Origin of the sequence: Litorilinea aerophila (assembly GCF_006569185.2) — a bacterium.
Taxonomy (GTDB): domain Bacteria; phylum Chloroflexota; class Anaerolineae; order Caldilineales; family Caldilineaceae; genus Litorilinea; species Litorilinea aerophila.
This window is the reverse complement of record NZ_VIGC02000002.1, coordinates 194,631-211,807: the sequence shown is the minus strand read 5'-3', so window position 1 is coordinate 211,807 and position 17,177 is coordinate 194,631. Positions and strand designations below refer to the sequence as shown.

Sequence of the window (17,177 nt, the reverse complement as noted above, 5' to 3'; positions counted from 1 at the left end):
GCAATTGGCAACAAGGGATAGGCAATGATACACTGTTGCCCGGTAACCACCCTCTCTCGGATTACGGAAAACCGACAAGAAAGTTGCAGGTGGCGCCGGACTGGCGCTCCTATCCCAGCAGCCATGGACAGACATTCATCCTTTCAAGCATTGGTGGTCCGGGAAGTTGAACCCGGCACCTTCACCCGCCAGGTGGAGGAACGGCGCATCGAGGAGCTCCCCCCCGGCGAGCTGTTGATCCGGGTGCACTACTCGTCGCTGAACTACAAGGACGCCCTCTCGGCCAGCGGCCATCGGGGCGTGACCCGCCACTATCCCCACACGCCGGGCATCGACGCCGCCGGCGTGGTGGAAGAGAGCCAGTCGCCGGCCTTTCAGGCGGGCGACGAAGTGATCGTGATCGGCTACGACCTGGGGATGGACACGCCCGGCGGCTTTGGCCAGTTCATCCGGGTGCCCGCGGATTGGGCCGTCCACCGGCCGGCCGATCTCTCCCTGCGGGAAAGCATGATCTATGGCACTGCGGGCTTTACCGCGGCCATGTGTGTGGAGCGCCTCATGGACTATGGCATCGAGCCCGGCCAGGGGGAGATCCTGGTCACCGGCGCCACGGGCGGTGTGGGCAGTGTGGCGGTCGCGCTGCTGGCGTTGGAGGGCTACACCGTGGTCGCAGCCACTGGCAAGCCGGACCAGGCCTCCTATCTGCAGGCGTTGGGCGCCGCCGCGATCATTCACCGTCAGGAGGTGGACGATGCCAGCGGCCGGCCGTTGCTCAAGGGGCGGTGGGCCGGCGTGGTGGACACGGTCGGCGGGAACATCCTCGCCACGGCCATCCGGGCCACTCGCCCCCAGGGCTGTGTGACCTGCTGCGGCAATGCCGCCTCGCCGGAACTCCACCTGACGGTCTACCCGTTCATTCTGCGCGGGGTCGCCCTGCTGGGTATCGACGCCGGCAACTGCCCCATCCAGGTGCGTCGCCACATCTGGCAGAAGCTGGCCACCCGCTGGAAGCTGCCTCAGCTGGAGCACATGGTCACCGAGTGCAGCCTCCAGGCGCTCAGTGGCCACATCGACCGGATCCTGGCCGGGCAGCAGGTGGGACGGGTGCTGGTCAATTTGGGCCAGTAAGTTTGTGCCAGGCTCTCCTGGACGATTCGTGCTTCACCGGAGACAGGGACGCCCATGCCTCATCTCGCCAATCGTGCCACGCTGATCTACAACCCCTACGCCGGTTTTTGGGACTGGGGCGACGTGGTCCAGCGCGTCGCCACCTTCTGGCAGGAGCGGGGCTGGGAGGTCCGGCTCCAGGCCACCGATAGGCCGGGCCATGCCACCACCCTGGCCCGGGATGCCGCGGAGGCCGGCCATGGCCTGGTATTGGCTGCGGGCGGAGATGGCACCCTCAACGAAGTGGCCAATGGCCTGGCCGGTACCCAGACGGTGCTGGCACCCCTGCCTGTGGGCACCACCAATTCCTTTGCCAAGGAGCTGGGCCTGCCCCGCCCCAACCTGTTCCAGCCCAACTGGTTCGTGGATGTCTCCCAACACCTGGTCCAGGGGCGGATCCAGCAGGTGGACCTGGGGAAGTGCGACAACGGCCGCTACTGGCTGCTCTGGGCCAGCACCGGCGTGGATGGCTTCGTGGTGAAACGGGTGGAGCCCCGCCCCCGTTGGTTCAAGCGGCTGGGCGCGGCGGGCTATGCGGCCAAGGCCCTCTTTTTCCTGCCCAGCTTCCAGGGGCTGCGGGCCACGGTGGTGGTGGATGACCAGGTGGTCGAAGGGGATTTCCTGCTGGTGAACGTGAGCAACTGTCGCATGTTTGCTGGCGGCGAGCTGCGCCTGAATGACGGCGCCCTCCTGGATGACGGCCTCTTTGAGGTCTGGCTCTTTCGAGGCAAGCGCTGGCCCACCATCCTGCGCTACACCGTGGAGATCGGCTTTGAAAGCCACCGGGACGATCCCAACGTCCAGGTCTTTCGGGGGCGCTATGTGGCCGTGAAGACCGAACCGTCCACGCCCTTTCACCTGGATGGCGAGCCGGTGGGCGATACGCCCTTCGCCTGCACCCTCCTGCCCCGGGCGCTGCGCCTGCTGGTGCCGGACTGCGCGCCGGCGGATCTGTTTCAGCAGCCGGGCACGCCCCTGGCCCTCTCCCAACAGGTATCCTGAACTGCATCACCCAGGAAGTGAAGATCATGCCCCGATATCAGGTACTGGTGACGGACTACGCCTGGCCTTCCCTGGCCATCGAGCGGGAAATCCTGGCCCAGGTGGATGCAGCGCTCCTGGTGGCCGCCCAGGGCGACGACGCCGAACTGCTGCGCCTGGCGCCCCAGGCGGATGCCATCCTCACCTGCTGGCGGCCTATTCCCCCGGCGGTCCTGGACGCCGCACCCCGCTGTCGCGTGGTCAGCCGCTACGGCATCGGCCTGGACAACATCCCGGTGGACCACGCCACGCGACTGGGGATCGTGGTGACCAACGTGCCGGATTTCTGCCTGGACGAAGTCTCCGACCACACCATGGCCCTGCTGCTGGCCTGCGCGCGGCGGATCGTCCCCTTTGCCCGGGCCACCCGGGCCGGCATCTGGGATCTGCAGGCCGGCCGGCCCATGCCCCGGCTGCGGGGTCAGGTGCTGGGGCTGGTGGGCTACGGCCACATCGCCCAGGCTGTGGTGCCCAAGGCCCGGAGCTTCGGCCTGGAGATCCTGGCCTACGCGCCCCGGCTGCCCGCCGACGCCCTGGCGCCGTGGGGCCAGGCCACCAACGACCTGGATGAACTCCTGAGCCGGGCGGACTATGTCTCCCTCCACGTCCCCCTCACGCCGGAGACCCGGCACCTCATCGATGAGCGGGCGTTGCGTCGTATGAAGCCCTCGGCCTACCTGATCAACACCGCCCGGGGCGCCGTGGTGGATGAAGCCGCCCTCTACCGGGCCCTGACCGAGGGCTGGATCGCAGGGGCCGCCCTGGACGTGCTGAGCCAGGAGCCGCCTCCGCCAGACCATCCCCTCCTCTCCCTGGACAACGTCATCATCTCGCCCCATGCCGCCTTCTACTCCGAGGCCGCCATCCAGGACTTGGAGCGCCGGGCCGCGGTGCACGTGGCCCAGGCCCTGCGCGGCGAGCGGCCGGCCCATGTGGTCAACCCCGCGGTGCTGGAACAGCCCAACTGCCGCCTCTGGTAGGGGGGATGAGGCCTGCTGCAGACTGGCGTAAATACCACGGCAGAAATTCCGGGTGCCCTCTGGGCGCGCTCCCTCTGGTGGAAACGATCATCGGCGACTCTCTGCCGGGATTTACTACAGCCCGGCAGCCCGGAAGGCGCTCTGGACGATCTCCTGAGCCTCGGCCTTGAGCTGCTCCAGGTGCTCTGGGCCTTTGAAACTCTCCACGTAGATCTTGTAGATGTCCTCGGTGCCTGAGGGACGGGCAGCAAACCAGCCGTTCTCGGTCACCACCTTCAGGCCGCCGATGGGCGCGCCATTGCCCGGCGCGTGGGTGAGCCGGGCAACGATGGGATCGCCGGCCAGGTGGGTGGCGGTCACCATCTCCGGGGTGAGGTTGGCCAGGGCTTGCTTCTGGGCCGGCGTGGCCGGGGCGTCCAGCCGCTCATAGACCGGGCTGCCGAACTGCTCCTCCAGCGCCTGGTAGTGCTGGCCCGGGTCCCGGCCCGTGCGCGCGGTGATTTCCGCCGCCAGCAGGTCCATGATGAAACCGTCCTTGTCGGTGGTCCACACCGTGCCATCCTTGCGCAGGAAGGAGGCGCCTGCGCTCTCCTCGCCGCCGAAGCCGTAGCTCCCATCCAGCAGGCCATCCACGAACCACTTGAAGCCCACCGGTACCTCGGCCAGCCGCCGGCCCAGATGCTGGGCCACCCGGTCGATCATGGAGCTGGAGACCAGGGTCTTGCCCACCGCGGCCTCGGCCGGCCACTGGGGTCGGTTCTGGAAGAGGTACCAGATGGCCACGGCCAGGTAGTGGTTGGGGTTCATCAGGCCGACGCTGGGGGTGACGATGCCGTGGCGGTCGTAGTCCGGGTCGTTGCCGAAGGCGATGTCGAAGCGATCCTTGAGCTGGATGAGGCTGGCCATGGCGTAGGGAGACGAGCAGTCCATGCGGATCTTGCCGTCCCAGTCCACGGTCATGAAGGAAAAGGTGGGGTCCACGGCCCGGTTCACCACCTCGATCTGGAGGCCGTAGCGTTCGGCGATGGGATCCCAGTAGGCCAGGCCGGCGCCCCCCATGGGATCCACGCCGATCTTGAGTCCGGCCTGGGCGATGGCCTCCATGTCGATGATCTGATCCAGGTCGGCCACGTAGGGGGTGATGTAGTCGTGGCGGTGGGTGGTGGAAGCGGCCATGGCCCGGGAGAAGGGCAGGCGGCGCACTTCCCGCAGGCCATCGGCCAGGATTTCGTTGGCCCGCTGCTGGATGGCCCGGGTGGTGGCCGTATCCGCAGGGCCGCCTTCCGGCGGGTTGTATTTGAAGCCGCCGTCTTCCGGTGGGTTGTGGGAAGGGGTGATCACCACCCCATCGGCCTGGGCTGCGCCCTGCCGGCGGTTGTGGGTGAGGATGGCGTGGGAGATCACCGGCGTAGGGGTGTAGCCCCGGGCCTGGTCGACGACCAGCTCCACCTCGTTGGCGGCAAAGACCTCCACCGCGGTGATCCAGGCCGGCTCGGACAGGGCGTGGGTGTCCATGCCCAGGTAGAGGGGCCCCTGGATCTCGCGGCTGCGGCGGTGCTCCACAATGGCCTGGCAGATGGCCGCGATGTGGTCGTCGTTGAAGCTGTTCTCTGCCGACGTCCCCCGATGGCCCGACGTGCCAAAGGTCACCCGCTGGCCCGGGTCGGCCGGGTCCGGGTGCTGGACGTAGTAGGCCGCGACCAGGCGGGGGATGTTGATCAGCAGTTCCCGCGGGGCTGGCTTTCCGGCTAGCTGGTGAATGGACATGGTGGCTTCCTCCTGTTGAACAGAGTGTCGGCCTGGGCGACAGATGATGCCCCGGTTGGGTGGACGACCGATGGGTGCAGCTTTCAGGGCTCCGTCACGGCTGCGGCGCGCAGACGGTCCGGATCCACCTGGACGGATGCCAGGGTGGCCACGTCGATATAGCCATCTTGGAGGCACAGGGGCCGGTCGATGATGTCCTCCCGGAGTTTGAGGAAAAAGCTCAGCTCCGAGGGGTGCTCGATGCCCGATCTGGCCGCGAAGAGTCCGGCCCGGGCTGTCCCCAGGCCGGCGCTGGCCTGGGAGCCCACCATGACGCCCTTGCCGGCCTGCAGGGCCAGCGCCAGCATCTGGTGGGACTCGCTGTAGCCTGTCCGTGCCGTCTTGATGTTGAGGATGTCGAAGGTGTCCAGGGCCAGTTCCCGGCGCAGATCCCGCAGGCTGAAGGCGCTGTCGTCGGCGATGAGGGGCAGGTGCCCACCGGCCCGCAACGCTGCCCGCTCCCGGACCAGCTCCACGGGCAGGGGCTCTTCACAGTAGAGCAGGCCCATCTCGGCCAGCTGGCGAAGACGGCGGGGTGCTTCTTCGGCCTCCAGGCACTCGTTGGCGTCGGCATAGAGGGAGACGCCGTCGCCCAGGATGGCCTGCAGCTCGGTGATGCGGGCCAGGTCTTCTTCCCAGTCCCGGCCCACCTTCACCTTCAACACCCGGACGCCCGCTTCCACCACCCGCACGGCCTCGGCCAGGACCGTCTCCCGGTCGCCGATGCCCAGAATGTAGCTGACCTTGATGCGGGAGGCGCCGGCGCCCAGATGTTCGGCCAGGCTGATGCCCCGGTGTCGGGCCAGGGCATCGTGGATGGCCATGTCCAGCGCGCCTTTGGCCGCATAGTTGAAAGGGATCTGGCGGAGCCGGGCCTGGACCTTCGGCAGCACGGGCCCCTCCTCCGCGACCACGGGCAGGCCCAGGAGCCGGGGCGCCAGCTCGTGGCGGATGATGCCGGTGATGCTCTGGGCGGTCTCGCCGTAGATGGTGGGGCGGGGCGGCGCTTCGGCCACGCCCACGCTGCCGTCGCTCAGGGTCACCTGGACCAGCACGTGGCGGACTTCATCCAGGGCGCTGCTCTTGCCCCAACGCAAAGTCCCCGCCATGGGCAGGCGGAAGACGGTGGTGTCGATCTGTTGGATGGTCGGTGTAGGCGGCATGGCATCCATCCTTCGGGCTCATGCAGGGGAGGCGGGTTGCTGCGCCGGGGTGCAGGGGAACCAGGCCAGGATCTGGCGGGCCACTTCCGCTGGACCATGGGCCACGGTGTCGATCACCAGGCTCCGGCTGCCGGCCTCCCGCAAGAGCGCGGCGCGGGTGGCGTCGGGATCGTAGTTTTGGCGCTCCTCGGCCACGATCTTGACCCGGGCCCGCAGCTCATCCAGGGGCACTGCGCCGCTGTGGACAAGCCGGAGAAGGCGTTCTGCTTCGCCCGGGGTGAAGAGCGCTTCCGCGCCCTGGATGCCCAGGTCCGCCAGGCGTGTGGTGGCGGTGCTGTCGACGTTCCCGCCCTCCAGATGCACCTGGTCGAAGGCGTCGTTGCGGCCCAGGAGCCGCTGCACCCGGATGACATCGGGGGCGTCCAGCATGGCGAAGTGGGCCTGGGGCAGCGCGCCGGCGGCGAAGGCCACTTCGTTGTCGCCCCGCAGGCCGTCAAACAGGAGCGGCCCCGGCAACTGCCCCGGGTCGATCCAGAGTTGGGCCAGGGCATGGGCCATGCCGCCCGGGTACAGCTCTCGATAGCGGCGGGTGTACTGGAAGCGGCGGATCCGATCCCGGACCGGCTCCACCGGCTCGCCCGCGGCTGCCTGCATGGCGGCGATGATCAGGCGGTCGGTCAGGGTGCGGCGGTCCGGCAGCAGCGCCCAGCCGGGCTCCCCGTCCATCAGGTAGGCCAGGGTGGTACTCTTGCCCACGCCGGTGAGGCCCACCAGGATCAGGAGGGGGCGCTGGTGAATGGGCTGCCAGCCGCCCGGCGCCGGGGTGCCCACGCCGACGCCGGGCGCAATCTCATTGAAGGAAAGGGTGAAATCGGCCATAGCCTGGGTCAATCTCCGGATACTATCTGTCACCATCTTGGTGGGTTTGTTTTAAGATCGCCGGTCTGCTATGGAAACCGGACCTACGGAATCATGCGTACCACTTCGTAAGATCACCATCTGCGCCGATGTCGGCGGCACTTTTATGGGGCTCCACTCTCCAGGCTCGGGGGCAGGAGAACGGCGTCCACCTGGTGGATCACGCCATTGGTGGCCGGTACGTCGGGCTGGACCACCTGGGCGTTGCCCACCTGCAGAACTTCGCCCTGGGCAGAAACCGGCAGCGGATCGCCCAGGATGGTGGTCAAACTTTCAGCCCCGGCCAGGTCGGCGCTGGAAAGCTGGCCGGCGACCAGGTGATAGAGGAGGACGTCGGTCAGGGGGCCAGTGGGATCGGCCTGCCAGGATGCCAGGGTTCCCTCGGGCAGCGCAGCAAAGGCTGCGTCATCGGGGGCGAAGAGGGTGAAGGGACCTTCACTCTTCAGCTTTTCCACCAGGTCGGTCTGCTGGATGATCTGGAGGAGGATGGAGAAATTTCCCCGGGCCTGGAGGGTATCCACCAGATCCATCACGACCGGTTCTGGCGTCGCCGTGGGGGGCACGGGCGTCGCGGTGGGCTCTGGCGTCGCCGTGGCTGTGGGTGGGACCGGGCTCGGCGTGGGGGTTGGCGTGGGACGGCAGGCCGTCAGGGCCAGCGCCAACAGGGTGAACAGCGTCAAGCGGATCAGTGTGTGCATGCAGTGCTTCCCTTCTCCCGGGGGTGATCGGGCCGCAGGACATTCCTCACGGCCACCGGTGGAGATACGCCTGAAAATCGAAGTGTCAGTCTCCCTGGATCGTCCTCTCTCGAAACCAGGTCAAAAAGTCACCGGGGGTTCCAATCTGAAACGATACTTCTTCGTTTGAAAGCTTCAAGAAGTGTTGGTGATCATGGGTAAGAAACCAGTCCGGCTGGGTTTCGAGGGCTTCTGCCAGGACGAGGGCATCCGGCAGATACGCGACCAGCCGCTTTGCATCTTCCAGATGATTTGCGCCAGCTTCCGGACCTACTTGAACGCCGGCCGTGTGCAACAGCAAAGCAAGGTCGGGCAGGGTAGGGGCAGCTTTCCGCTGCACTACGGCTTCACATTCCCGCAAAACTTGCCTCCCGATCCACAAGTGCACCAGGCCGCTCTCCCCCAAACGAAACACCATCCTGGCTCCTCCTTGGGGAGAAAGAATTGCGGCAAAGATCACGCTGGTGTCTAAAAACACGTTAGGGGGTGGACTCACTCCGGACCTCGCGCAGTGTTTTCAGCATTGTTTCAAGGTCTAAACCCTGCTCTTGCCACGCCTGGGCCAGACGGTTCGCCAGGCGATCAGTTTGGAGTTCTCTTGGCATCAGAATGAAAACTCCATCCAGGTCCACCAAAGTCATCATTTGGCCTTCCCGGATCTGGTTGTCCTTGCGGACTGCAGCCGGCAACGTAATCACACCACGCTTTGTCACCTGGATTGGATAGACAGACATGTTCGCCTCCGTTCATCTGCAATTCTGAAATTCAGCATAGCAGATGAACGGAAATTGTCAAGCAGTTTGGTCGGAGAGGGATGCGTCCCAGATTGTTGGCCAGTAGGTGCGGTTTCCATACCGCACGGATGCGGTCCCGTATGGAAACGGGACCTACGGCCTCGGGGGCGCCAGGGTCCCCGGTGTCGGTCCCCCGGTGGACGTAACGTGCTGCGCCCGCTTTCCCAAAAATTTGGAACGCACCCGTCGGAGAGTCCCAGGGGTGAGCGGCTGCCTATGCCTCAATCACCAGTTTGATGCCCTCCACGATCCGATCCATCTCCTCGGCAGCGACCTGTCCGACTTTTCGTACCAGTCTGCCGGTGGAAATGGAGCGTATCTGAAAGCAGTCGGCCACGGAAGTCTTGGCCAATCCGTTGGCGGGTGTGGGTTCGATGCGCACCATCCAGGGGGCCATGCCGTAGCGGTCTTTCCACTCGGTGATGGGTACAATCACCCGCAAGGGCAAGATGCCCACCATGTCGCTGGAGACGAGAACCGCCGGCCGGGTCTTGCGGATTTCCGCCCCGACGGTTGGGTCGAGGTTGACCAGCCAGACCTCGCCGCGCTTCATGCCGCCTCCTGCACATCCTCACCGTCCAGCGCGGTGAAGGCGGTCAGCTCGGGGTCGCTGTGATAGTCCTCGAGCAGAGCCTGGGCTGCCAGCTCCATCTGGTGGCGTCGGCGCTCCCGGAGGGCCAGCTCGAGCAGATCGCGTACCGTCTCAGAGATGGATTTGCCCTCCTCCCGAGCGATACGAGACAGCAACTCATGCTGCTTTTTTTCCAGGATGATTTGAGCACGGTACATATTCATGACACACCTCCTTGTGTTTATTATGCACACATATCTAGGGTGTGTCAATATGTTGTGTCATTTTGGGTGCGTACCACATTTTGGGGCCGCGGGGGCCACACCCTGGGCGCTGCCACCGGTTCCCCCCAAAATGGGACGCACCCTGTCATTTTCCTCCCGCCCCCCGCCCGGGTATAGTTCAGAATCGTCGATGCAGGATGTAGGGACAGGGCAAGCCCTGTCCGGCATAGGCGGGCGCAGCAAGCAGCGCCCCTACAGCGGCGTCCGATGGGAGAACCCCGACGATCTTGAACTATACCCCCCCCCGCCCCTACTCCTGGGCGGGCCGCGCGGGGCTATGGTACAATTCACCGCGCGGCCTGACGTGCGGCCGGCATCAATATACCAAAAGTCGCAGCGGTGGTGATCTGTACGCCATGCCTGATCTTTTTGAGCTCGTCCAGCAGCTCCTGCAGCGCTGGGAATTGGACCAATTTCCTTCATTATCCCGCATCCTGGCCGCGATGGACCCGGTGGCCTGGACCCTGATCGGGCTGTTGGCGGCGGCCATCGTCCTGGGCATCTTTTTTACGCTAAGCACCCGGCGCTCCTTTCTGGCGACCGATGAAATCGAGTCCACGCCGGAGATCCTGCTGGCCCGGCTCAAGCAGGACCCCACCCGGATGTCGCCCCTCTCCATCATCAGCCGGCTGGGCGCCGAGGCGACCCTGGAGCTGCTGGAGTATGGCGATCAGATCCGGACCAAGGAGTGGCGCTACCGCTGGAGCGCCGTGCGGGAGGAGCTGTTGCGGCTCCTCAGCCAACAGAACGCCTTTGGCCCCACCTATGCCCTGGCCCGCTACTACCGCAGCGCGGATCCCCAGGAGCCCGACACCATCCGCATCCGGCGGACGGTGCTCATCCACAAATTGGGGCAGTTGCGCTATCTGGAACCCAATCCGGACGGCAAGCCGGCCCAGCTGCGCATCCGCTGCCATCCGGCCGAGGTGGAGGGCGACCTGGGGTTCGAAGGGGAAACCCTGTGGTTGATGCCCGACGAGCCGGCGCCGCCCGCCGAAGGCCCCATCATCGAGATGGAGCCCATCGACTTTCACACCTTGCAGGATGCGGAACTCCGGATTCACATCCGGCGTACGCCTACCGTGGGGGGCGGTTTTCGGCTGGTGTTGCGCAAGCGCCGCAAAATGTGGATTGTGGTGGATGAAGAAGTGGAATGGGTGAGTTAAACGCCATGTCGGACGCCATGTTCAGTCTGGGCCACCTGCTGACCTTCGCCAACGTTGCCCTGTCGTCGGTCCTGACTATCCTGAGCTTTTCCCTGTTGGCCTACACCCTCACATACAATTTTCGGGACGCGGTCGCCCGGCGCTTTGCCCTGCTCCTGGCCTGCGTCATGCTGGTCTACGCCAGCGACGTGGCGCTGGATCGGGTCATCTCGGCCGACTCGGCCGCGCGCTGGCTCCGCTTCCAGTGGCTGGGCATCGCCCTGTTGCCGGTGGCCTATTACGCCTTCTCCCTGGCTGTCCTGCGCACCACCAACTACCCGGTGGCCCGGCGGCGCCGGGTGCTCTGGATGATTTTCACCATTTCCCTGCTCAGCGCGGCCAGCGCCCTCTTTGGCCGGCAGCTGGTGGGCGAAGTGCGCTACTACCCTCCCATCAGCTACCTGGAGGCCGGGCCCTACTTCGGCCTCTTCGCCCTCTTTTTCGTACTGGCCGTCAGCCTCTCCCTGGGCAATATCTGGAAGGCCCGCCAGCGCTGCCTCACCGACAGCAGCCGCCAGCGGATGACCTACCTGCTGGGTGCGTTCCTGGCGCCGGGCGTGGGCATCTTCCCCTACCTGGTCGGCCTGAGCCCCTTCATCGGCGCGCCCGGTTCCGGCATCCCGATCTTGCTCCTTTCTCTGGCCGTAAACAGCGCCGTGGGGATCATGCTGGTGCTGATGAGCTACACGGTGGCCTACTTCGGCGTCCTCACGCCGGACCGGGTGGTGCGCTACCGGCTGCTGCGCTTCTTCACCCGGGGACCGGTGGTGGCCATCCTGGTCATCCTGGCCATCCAGACGGTGCCCACGGTGGAGCGCATCCTGGGGTTGCCCCGGGATCTGGTCCTGTTCAGCGTCATCACCGGGGTCATTGTGCTCAGCCAGCTCATATTGAGCGTAACCAAAACCCTGGTGGATTACGTCATCTATCGTGAGGACCGGGATGAAATTGCCTGGTTGCGGGAACTGGACCGCCGCCTGCTCACCACCAGCGACCTGCGCCAGTTTCTGGAAAACAGCCTGGTGGCCCTGTGCGAGCTGTTGCGGGTGCCCTCGGGCTTCGTGGCCTCTGTAGTGGGGCCAGACTTGATCCTGGAGGTGGTGGTGGGGCCGCCCGATACCCGGCAGCAGGTGCTGGCCGTGAGCGACTGGAGTGATGCCCTGAACCGGGCTTTGAAGCAGTCCCAGGGCCTCTACCCCATCTCCCACGCCGGCTTCTGGCTCTGGCCCCTTTTGGAGCCGGCCCAGGACAACGGCAGCCGCGCCCCGGTGCCTCCTGTCTTGGGCATGCTGGGGGTGAAGGCCCGGACCGAGACGCCCCTGCTGAGCCAGGACGAGCTCGCGGTGCTGGAGCGTATGATCCAGCGGGTGGCCCGGGCTTTGCTGGACCGCAAGCTGCAGCAGGGCGTCTTCGTCGCCCTGCGCCGCATCATCCCGGACATCGAGCGCATCCAGGAGTTGCGGGGGCTGATCCCCTACCAGACGGTGGACAGCGCGGAGCCGCCCGCCCAGGCGCTGCTGAACCCCAGCCCCATCCACAGCCCGGAGTTTGAGGCGTGGGTCAAGGATGCCCTCAGCCACTACTGGGGCGGCCCCAAGCTGACCCGCAGCCCCCTGGTCCATCTGCGGGTGGTGGGGGCCGCGCTGGAGCAGGCCGACGGCAACCCCACCAAGGCCCTGCGCCTGGTCTTGGGGACCGCCATCGAGAAGCTGAGGCCCGAGGGGAAGCCCAACCTGAGCGCACCCGAGTGGCTGCTCTACAACATCCTGGAGATGCGCTTCATCCAGGGACGGAAGGTGCGGGAGATCGCCGACCGGCTGGCCATCAGCGAGAGCGACCTCTACCGCAAGCAGCGGGTGGCCATCGGCCAGGTGGCTCGAGTCCTGACCGAAATGGAGCAGGACAACGCCCTGGAGCGCAACAGCCGCAGCCAGGTGCTGGAAGAGGCCGGCGAGCGTAAAGCGTAGTGCGTGGACGGGTTGACGCACCACGTACCATGCATCCTGATAGCCTGGCGAAATACGACGGCAGAAAATACGACGGCAGAAGTCCGTGACGGCACAGGTAGAATCTGACCATGGCCAAGACCACCGTATCCGCATCCACCCAGATGACCGATCTCGTCCAGGAGCTTCGGGAGTACCTGCGGGCTGAGTTCGTGGGCCTGGTGCTCTTCGTAGCCGGTGCCCTGGTGCTCTTTACGCTGGGGGGAGATACCCCTTCCTGGGCCGAGAAGATGGTGGGGTGGACTGCGCCCCTGTGGGCGCTGGCCCTGCTGCTCACCGGCGGCGTGCTCATGTCCCGGGGGCGGCTGGGCTACTGGAGCGTGGAGGCCATCCTGGGCGCGGAGCTCACCCTGCTGGCCCTGCAGAGCGGCACCTTCGCCTGGCATCACGCCACCTTTGACTGGTCCCTGCGCGCGGACGGCACCAATGGGGGCCTGGTGGGGTGGGCCCTGGGCGGCATTCTGGTGGCGACCCTGGGGCAGTGGCCTGCCTTTGTGTTCATCTGCCTGGTGGGGCTGGTGGGGCTGGTCTTGCTCTGGCGCTACACCCCCTTGCTCTACGTGGCCGCGCTGCTGGCCCATTACCTCCCGCCCCTGGCCAGGGCCGTCGGCCAGCGCCTGAGCGCCTGGTTCCCGCCGCCCGAAGAGCTGGAGGAGCCGGAAGCGGAATGGCGGGCGCCCCTGCCGGCCACGGAAAACTTCGTGCCGCCCGTGGATGAGGAGCCGCCCGCGGCGACTCCTGCCCCCCGGCGAGCCAGGGCCTCCTCCCCCGCCCAGGCCAGGGAAGCGTCGAAACCTACCCGCAAAGGGCGAGAAAAGGGAGCCAGAGCCCAGCGTCCGGTACGCCCCGAGAACTCCCGGTTGCCTTCCCTGGATCTGCTGACGCCCGATTCAGGCACCTTCCAGAGTGGGGACGTCCACCTCCTGGGGCAGCTAATCGAACAGACCCTCCACGACTTCAACGTGCCGGTGAAGGTGGTCCACATGGAGAGCGGCCCCACGGTGACCCAGTTTGGGGTCGAGCCCCTCTACGTGGAACGCTCGGGCAAGCGCCGCAAGGTCCGGGTCAACCGCATTGTGAACCTGGCCGACGATCTGGCCCTGGCCCTGGCCGCCCCGGCCGTGCGCATTGAAGCGCCAGTGCCGGGCCGCCCCTACGTGGGCATCGAGGTGCCCAATCCCGAGAAGACCATGGTCGGCCTGCGGGGCATCCTGGAGAGTGAGGCCATGCGGCGACAGAGCGGCGCGTTGCTCGTGGGTCTGGGCCGGGACACCGCGGGCGCGCCAGTGGTCATGGACCTGGCCCGGGCGCCCCACCTCCTGATTGCCGGCGCCACCGGCGCGGGCAAGTCGGTCTGCATCAACACCATCATCACCAGCCTGCTCATGCAGCACGGCCCGGAGACGTTGCGGTTTGTGATGGTAGATCCCAAGATGGTGGAGTTGCCCGGTTACAACGGCATCCCCCACCTGATCGGCAACGTGATTACCGACGTGGACCACGTCATGGGGGCGCTCACCTGGCTGCTGCTGCAGATGGACGACCGCTACCGGCTCTTCCGGGAGCTGGGCGTGCGCAACATCGACGCCTACAACAAGCTGGCCCGGGGCCGCAAGCGACAGGCCGGGCTGGAACCCATGCCCTACATCGTGCTCATCATCGACGAGTTGGCCGACCTGATGATGACCGCGGGCGAGGACATTGAGCGCCAGATCTGTCGTCTGGCCCAGATGGCCCGGGCCACAGGCATCCACCTGATCCTGGCCACCCAGCGCCCCAGTACCGACGTGGTGACCGGCCTGATCAAGGCCAACTTCCCCTCCCGCATCGCCTTTGCCGTCTCCAGCCAGGTGGACAGCCGGGTGATCCTGGATACGCCGGGCGCGGAGCGGCTGCTGGGCCGGGGAGACATGCTCCTCATGCGCCCTGATCTCGCCAAGCTCCTTCGCTGTCAGGGCTGCTTCGTCTCGGACGAGGAGATTGCCCGGGTGGTGGCGTTCTGGAAGGCCGAGGCCGGCGACACAAGCCCTGCCGCCGTTCCCCCCTGGAACAGCCTGCTGGATCAGCTCGACGACGAAGATGAGCTGATCCAGGATGCCATCGACGTCCTGCGGGGCATGTCCAGCTGTAGTACGAGCCTGTTACAGCGCAAGCTGCGGGTGGGCTACCCCAAGGCCGCCCGACTGATGGAGGAGCTGGAGGCCCGGGGCATCGTCGGCCCGGATTTGGGAGGCGGCCAGGGCCGGGAAGTGTTGCTCAAGGAAGAAGAGGACGAGGAAGGTGAGGTTGAAGGTTGAAGATTAAAGATTGAAGATTGGGGGTGTTAACCAGTTTTGAGACCTTGAACAAAAACACCGCAGAGGACACAGGATTTTCCCCGGAACATCGCTGTGTCCTCTGCGTTTTTGCGGGGCAAACCAGGCCTTCACACCAGCCCCAATCTTCAATCTTTATCTTTAATCTTTCATTTCCCCTCACGCGGCCTGGAAGACGGCTTCGAACTCCTGGCGGTCCAGGGTCTCCCGCTCCAGCAGCGCCCGGGCGATGGCGTGGAGCTTGTCCAGGTGGCTGGAGATCATGTTGTGGACCCGGGCGTAGGCCTCGTCCACAATGCGCCGGACTTCGGCGTCGATCTGTTCCGCCACCTCCTCGCTGTAATCCCGCTGTTCGGCCAGCTCCCGCCCCAGGAAGACCAGCTCATCCTGCTGGCCAAACTGAAGCGGCCCCATGACTTCACTCATGCCGTACTTGGTCACCATGGCCCGGGCCGCCGTGGTGAGCTGCTGGATGTCCATGCTGGCCCCGTTGGAGATATCCCCAAAGATCAGCTCCTCCGCCACCCGTCCCCCCAGGGCCACTGCGATGTTGTCCAGGAAGTAGGAGCGGCTGACCAGGACCCGATCCTGCTCCGAGACCCGCCAGACGTAGCCGCCCGCGCCGCCTCGGGGCACGATGGTGATCTTCTGGATGGGGTCCGAGTGTTCGCAGAGGCGGGCTACCAGGGCGTGGCCGGCTTCATGGTAGGCCACCACCTCTTTCTCTCGGGGCGACATGAGGCGGCTGCGCCGTTCCGGGCCGCCCATGCCGATCCGTTCCACGGCCTCCTGCAGCTCGGCCATGCCGATGGCCCGCTTGTTGCGGCGAGCCGCCAGGATGGCCGCCTCGTTGACCACGTTCTCCAGGTCCGCGCCCACAAAGCCGGGCGTCTGCCGGGCCACCGCATCCAGGTCCACATCGGGTGCGATGGGCTTGCCCCGCACGTGGACGTCCAGGATGGCCCGCCGGCCCTTCAGGTCCGGCCGATCCATGGTCACCCGGCGGTCGAAGCGGCCAGGCCGCAGCAGGGCCGGGTCCAGGATGTCGGGCCGGTTGGTGGCGGCGATGAGGATGACGTTGGTGTCGGTGCCGAAGCCGTCCATCTCCACCAGGATCTGGTTGAGGGTCTGCTCCCGTTCGTCGTGGGAGCCGCCCAGGCCAGTGCCCCGGTAGCGGCCCACCGCGTCGATCTCGTCGATGAAGATGATGCAGGGGCTGTTGCGTTTGGCCTGTTCGAAGAGGTCCCGAACCCGGCTGGCGCCCACACCCACGAACATCTCCACGAACTCGGAGCCAGAGATGCTGAAGAAGGGCACGCCGGCCTCGCCGGAGACCGCCTTGGCCATGAGGGTTTTGCCGGTGCCGGGCGGCCCCACCAGGAGCACGCCCTTGGGGATGCGTGCGCCCAGCGCGGCAAACTTCTGGGGTTCCTTGAGGAACTCCACCACCTCCCGCAGCTCTTCCTTGGCCTCGTCGGAGCCGGCCACGTCGTCAAAGGTGACGGTGGGCTTGTCCCCGGTGAAGAGACGGGCTCGGCTCTTGCCGAAGGAGAGGGCCTGGTTGTTGCTGCCCTGGGTCTGCCGGAACAGGATGAAGAAGAGACCGGCAATGAAGATAAGGGGCAACAGGTTGATGAGCAAGGCCAGCCAGTTGCTGGTGTTGCCCGGCGCCTCGTACTGGATCTTGACCTGGGCCAGCTTTTCCGGGCTGACGCCCAGGCCGACCAGCGTCTTGGTCAGGGGGACGCCCGGTTCCCGGCGGGTGACCAGGGGGGGGCGGTCCTGGCTCATGATGACCTGGACTTCCTCGCTCCGCACCACCACCGATTGCACCCGGCCGTTTTCGATGGCGTTGGCCAGCTGGCTCAGGCTGATCTGTTGCGGCGCTTCATCAGGGCGATAAATATTGAAAAAGAGCGCTGCACCTGCCACCAGAATCAGCAGATAGACAAATGCGTTGCGGCTCCAGTTTGTGTTCACGTACACCTCCTGTTGAATCCCGGCTCCCCTGGAATCCTCCCCGGCTGCCACATGGCTTCGTTGTCGGGAAGAGGGGAGCCGCTTCGCTGCCGCTCAGTATACCAGATTCCACGCCTGCCTGACCAGTAAGCCATCATCCAGGGTGTGCTCCAGATTGAGGCCAATTTGCAAACGGGGCGCGAGGGTGCTGTAGGGACTGCCCCGTGGCGG

At 65.9% G+C, this 17,177-nt stretch carries 15 protein-coding genes; 6 read left to right on the top strand and 9 right to left on the bottom strand.

The features are described 5' to 3' along the window. Positions 1-123 precede the first annotated feature (123 nt). The 3 genes from FKZ61_RS02120 to FKZ61_RS02110 are packed head-to-tail and all read left to right on the top strand — an operon-like array spanning position 124 to position 3,188. Positions 124-1,128 carry a YhdH/YhfP family quinone oxidoreductase gene (locus FKZ61_RS02120; protein ID WP_141608415.1) on the top strand — a complete coding sequence of 335 codons (1,005 nt, stop codon included), beginning with the start codon at positions 124-126 and terminating at the stop codon, positions 1,126-1,128. A 54-nt stretch (positions 1,129-1,182) separates the two neighbouring features. After that, entirely contained in the window at positions 1,183-2,169 is a 987-nt protein-coding gene (locus FKZ61_RS02115) for a diacylglycerol/lipid kinase family protein (protein WP_141608414.1), read from the top strand. Between the two features lie 26 nt (positions 2,170-2,195). Beyond that, positions 2,196-3,188, top strand: coding sequence for a C-terminal binding protein (locus FKZ61_RS02110; RefSeq protein ID WP_211358369.1), 993 nt, complete (start codon positions 2,196-2,198; stop codon positions 3,186-3,188). Between the two features lie 114 nt (positions 3,189-3,302). On the opposite strand, the gene pgm is transcribed toward FKZ61_RS02110, so the two are convergent. From pgm to FKZ61_RS02070, 8 genes are all read right to left on the bottom strand, one after another. After that, the gene (gene pgm, locus FKZ61_RS02105) at positions 3,303-4,955 is read right to left on the bottom strand and encodes a phosphoglucomutase (alpha-D-glucose-1,6-bisphosphate-dependent) (protein ID WP_141608413.1); all 1,653 of its coding nucleotides are present in this window, start codon (positions 4,953-4,955) and stop codon (positions 3,303-3,305) included. Between the two features lie 83 nt (positions 4,956-5,038). Next, complete coding sequence (locus tag FKZ61_RS02100; RefSeq protein WP_141608412.1) at positions 5,039-6,157, bottom strand: mandelate racemase/muconate lactonizing enzyme family protein; 1,119 nt, start codon at positions 6,155-6,157, stop codon at positions 5,039-5,041. An 18-nt stretch (positions 6,158-6,175) separates the two neighbouring features. Further along, positions 6,176-7,036 carry a hypothetical protein gene (locus tag FKZ61_RS02095; protein WP_211358368.1) on the bottom strand — a complete coding sequence of 287 codons (861 nt, stop codon included), beginning with the start codon at positions 7,034-7,036 and terminating at the stop codon, positions 6,176-6,178. 143 nt (positions 7,037-7,179) lie between these two features. Beyond that, the gene (locus tag FKZ61_RS02090; RefSeq protein ID WP_141608411.1) at positions 7,180-7,773 is read right to left on the bottom strand and encodes a fasciclin domain-containing protein; all 594 of its coding nucleotides are present in this window, start codon (positions 7,771-7,773) and stop codon (positions 7,180-7,182) included. 85 nt (positions 7,774-7,858) lie between these two features. Beyond that, positions 7,859-8,290 (bottom strand): PIN domain-containing protein, encoded by a 432-nt coding sequence (locus FKZ61_RS02085; protein WP_170199099.1) that lies wholly within the window; start codon positions 8,288-8,290, stop codon positions 7,859-7,861. Between the two features lies 1 nt (position 8,291). Continuing rightward, positions 8,292-8,546 (bottom strand): AbrB/MazE/SpoVT family DNA-binding domain-containing protein, encoded by a 255-nt coding sequence (locus tag FKZ61_RS02080; RefSeq protein WP_141608409.1) that lies wholly within the window; start codon positions 8,544-8,546, stop codon positions 8,292-8,294. Between the two features lie 274 nt (positions 8,547-8,820). Beyond that, positions 8,821-9,159 carry a type II toxin-antitoxin system PemK/MazF family toxin gene (locus tag FKZ61_RS02075; protein ID WP_141608408.1) on the bottom strand — a complete coding sequence of 113 codons (339 nt, stop codon included), beginning with the start codon at positions 9,157-9,159 and terminating at the stop codon, positions 8,821-8,823. Then, entirely contained in the window at positions 9,156-9,401 is a 246-nt protein-coding gene (locus FKZ61_RS02070; protein ID WP_141608407.1) for a hypothetical protein, read from the bottom strand. The genes FKZ61_RS02075 and FKZ61_RS02070 overlap by 4 nt, the downstream gene beginning before the upstream one ends. 416 nt (positions 9,402-9,817) lie before the next feature. On the opposite strand from FKZ61_RS02070, the gene FKZ61_RS02065 reads away from it, so the two are divergent. From FKZ61_RS02065 to FKZ61_RS02055, 3 genes are all read left to right on the top strand, one after another. After that, positions 9,818-10,627, top strand: a complete 810-nt coding sequence (locus FKZ61_RS02065) for a hypothetical protein (protein ID WP_141608406.1) — start codon at positions 9,818-9,820, stop codon at positions 10,625-10,627. Then, positions 10,615-12,633: a histidine kinase N-terminal 7TM domain-containing protein gene (locus FKZ61_RS02060; protein WP_141608405.1), complete on the top strand. Its 2,019-nt coding sequence runs from the start codon at positions 10,615-10,617 to the stop codon at positions 12,631-12,633. The genes FKZ61_RS02065 and FKZ61_RS02060 overlap by 13 nt, the downstream gene beginning before the upstream one ends. 110 nt (positions 12,634-12,743) lie before the next feature. Continuing rightward, positions 12,744-14,969 carry a DNA translocase FtsK gene (locus FKZ61_RS02055; RefSeq protein ID WP_141608404.1) on the top strand — a complete coding sequence of 742 codons (2,226 nt, stop codon included), beginning with the start codon at positions 12,744-12,746 and terminating at the stop codon, positions 14,967-14,969. Between the two features lie 177 nt (positions 14,970-15,146). On the opposite strand, the gene ftsH is transcribed toward FKZ61_RS02055, so the two are convergent. Then, entirely contained in the window at positions 15,147-16,967 is a 1,821-nt protein-coding gene (gene ftsH, locus FKZ61_RS02050) for an ATP-dependent zinc metalloprotease FtsH (protein WP_141608403.1), read from the bottom strand. Positions 16,968-17,177 lie beyond the last annotated feature (210 nt).

Bases quoted from the DNA above. Each gene is read 5' to 3' on its own strand.
- FKZ61_RS02070 (WP_141608407.1), bottom strand. From the start codon at position 9,401: ATGAATATGTACCGTGCTCAAATCATCCTGGAAAAAAAGCAGCATGAG.
- FKZ61_RS02060 (WP_141608405.1), top strand. From the start codon at position 10,615: ATGGGTGAGTTAAACGCCATGTCGGACGCCATGTTCAGTCTGGGCCAC.
- FKZ61_RS02115 (WP_141608414.1), top strand. From the start codon at position 1,183: ATGCCTCATCTCGCCAATCGTGCCACGCTGATCTACAACCCCTACGCC.
- FKZ61_RS02095 (WP_211358368.1), bottom strand. From the start codon at position 7,036: ATGGCCGATTTCACCCTTTCCTTCAATGAGATTGCGCCCGGCGTCGGC.
- FKZ61_RS02120 (WP_141608415.1), top strand. From the start codon at position 124: ATGGACAGACATTCATCCTTTCAAGCATTGGTGGTCCGGGAAGTTGAA.
- FKZ61_RS02080 (WP_141608409.1), bottom strand. From the start codon at position 8,546: ATGTCTGTCTATCCAATCCAGGTGACAAAGCGTGGTGTGATTACGTTG.
- FKZ61_RS02065 (WP_141608406.1), top strand. From the start codon at position 9,818: ATGCCTGATCTTTTTGAGCTCGTCCAGCAGCTCCTGCAGCGCTGGGAA.
- FKZ61_RS02110 (WP_211358369.1), top strand. From the start codon at position 2,196: ATGCCCCGATATCAGGTACTGGTGACGGACTACGCCTGGCCTTCCCTG.
- FKZ61_RS02055 (WP_141608404.1), top strand. From the start codon at position 12,744: ATGGCCAAGACCACCGTATCCGCATCCACCCAGATGACCGATCTCGTC.
- FKZ61_RS02090 (WP_141608411.1), bottom strand. From the start codon at position 7,773: ATGCACACACTGATCCGCTTGACGCTGTTCACCCTGTTGGCGCTGGCC.
- FKZ61_RS02075 (WP_141608408.1), bottom strand. From the start codon at position 9,159: ATGAAGCGCGGCGAGGTCTGGCTGGTCAACCTCGACCCAACCGTCGGG.
- FKZ61_RS02100 (WP_141608412.1), bottom strand. From the start codon at position 6,157: ATGCCGCCTACACCGACCATCCAACAGATCGACACCACCGTCTTCCGC.
- pgm (WP_141608413.1), bottom strand. From the start codon at position 4,955: ATGTCCATTCACCAGCTAGCCGGAAAGCCAGCCCCGCGGGAACTGCTG.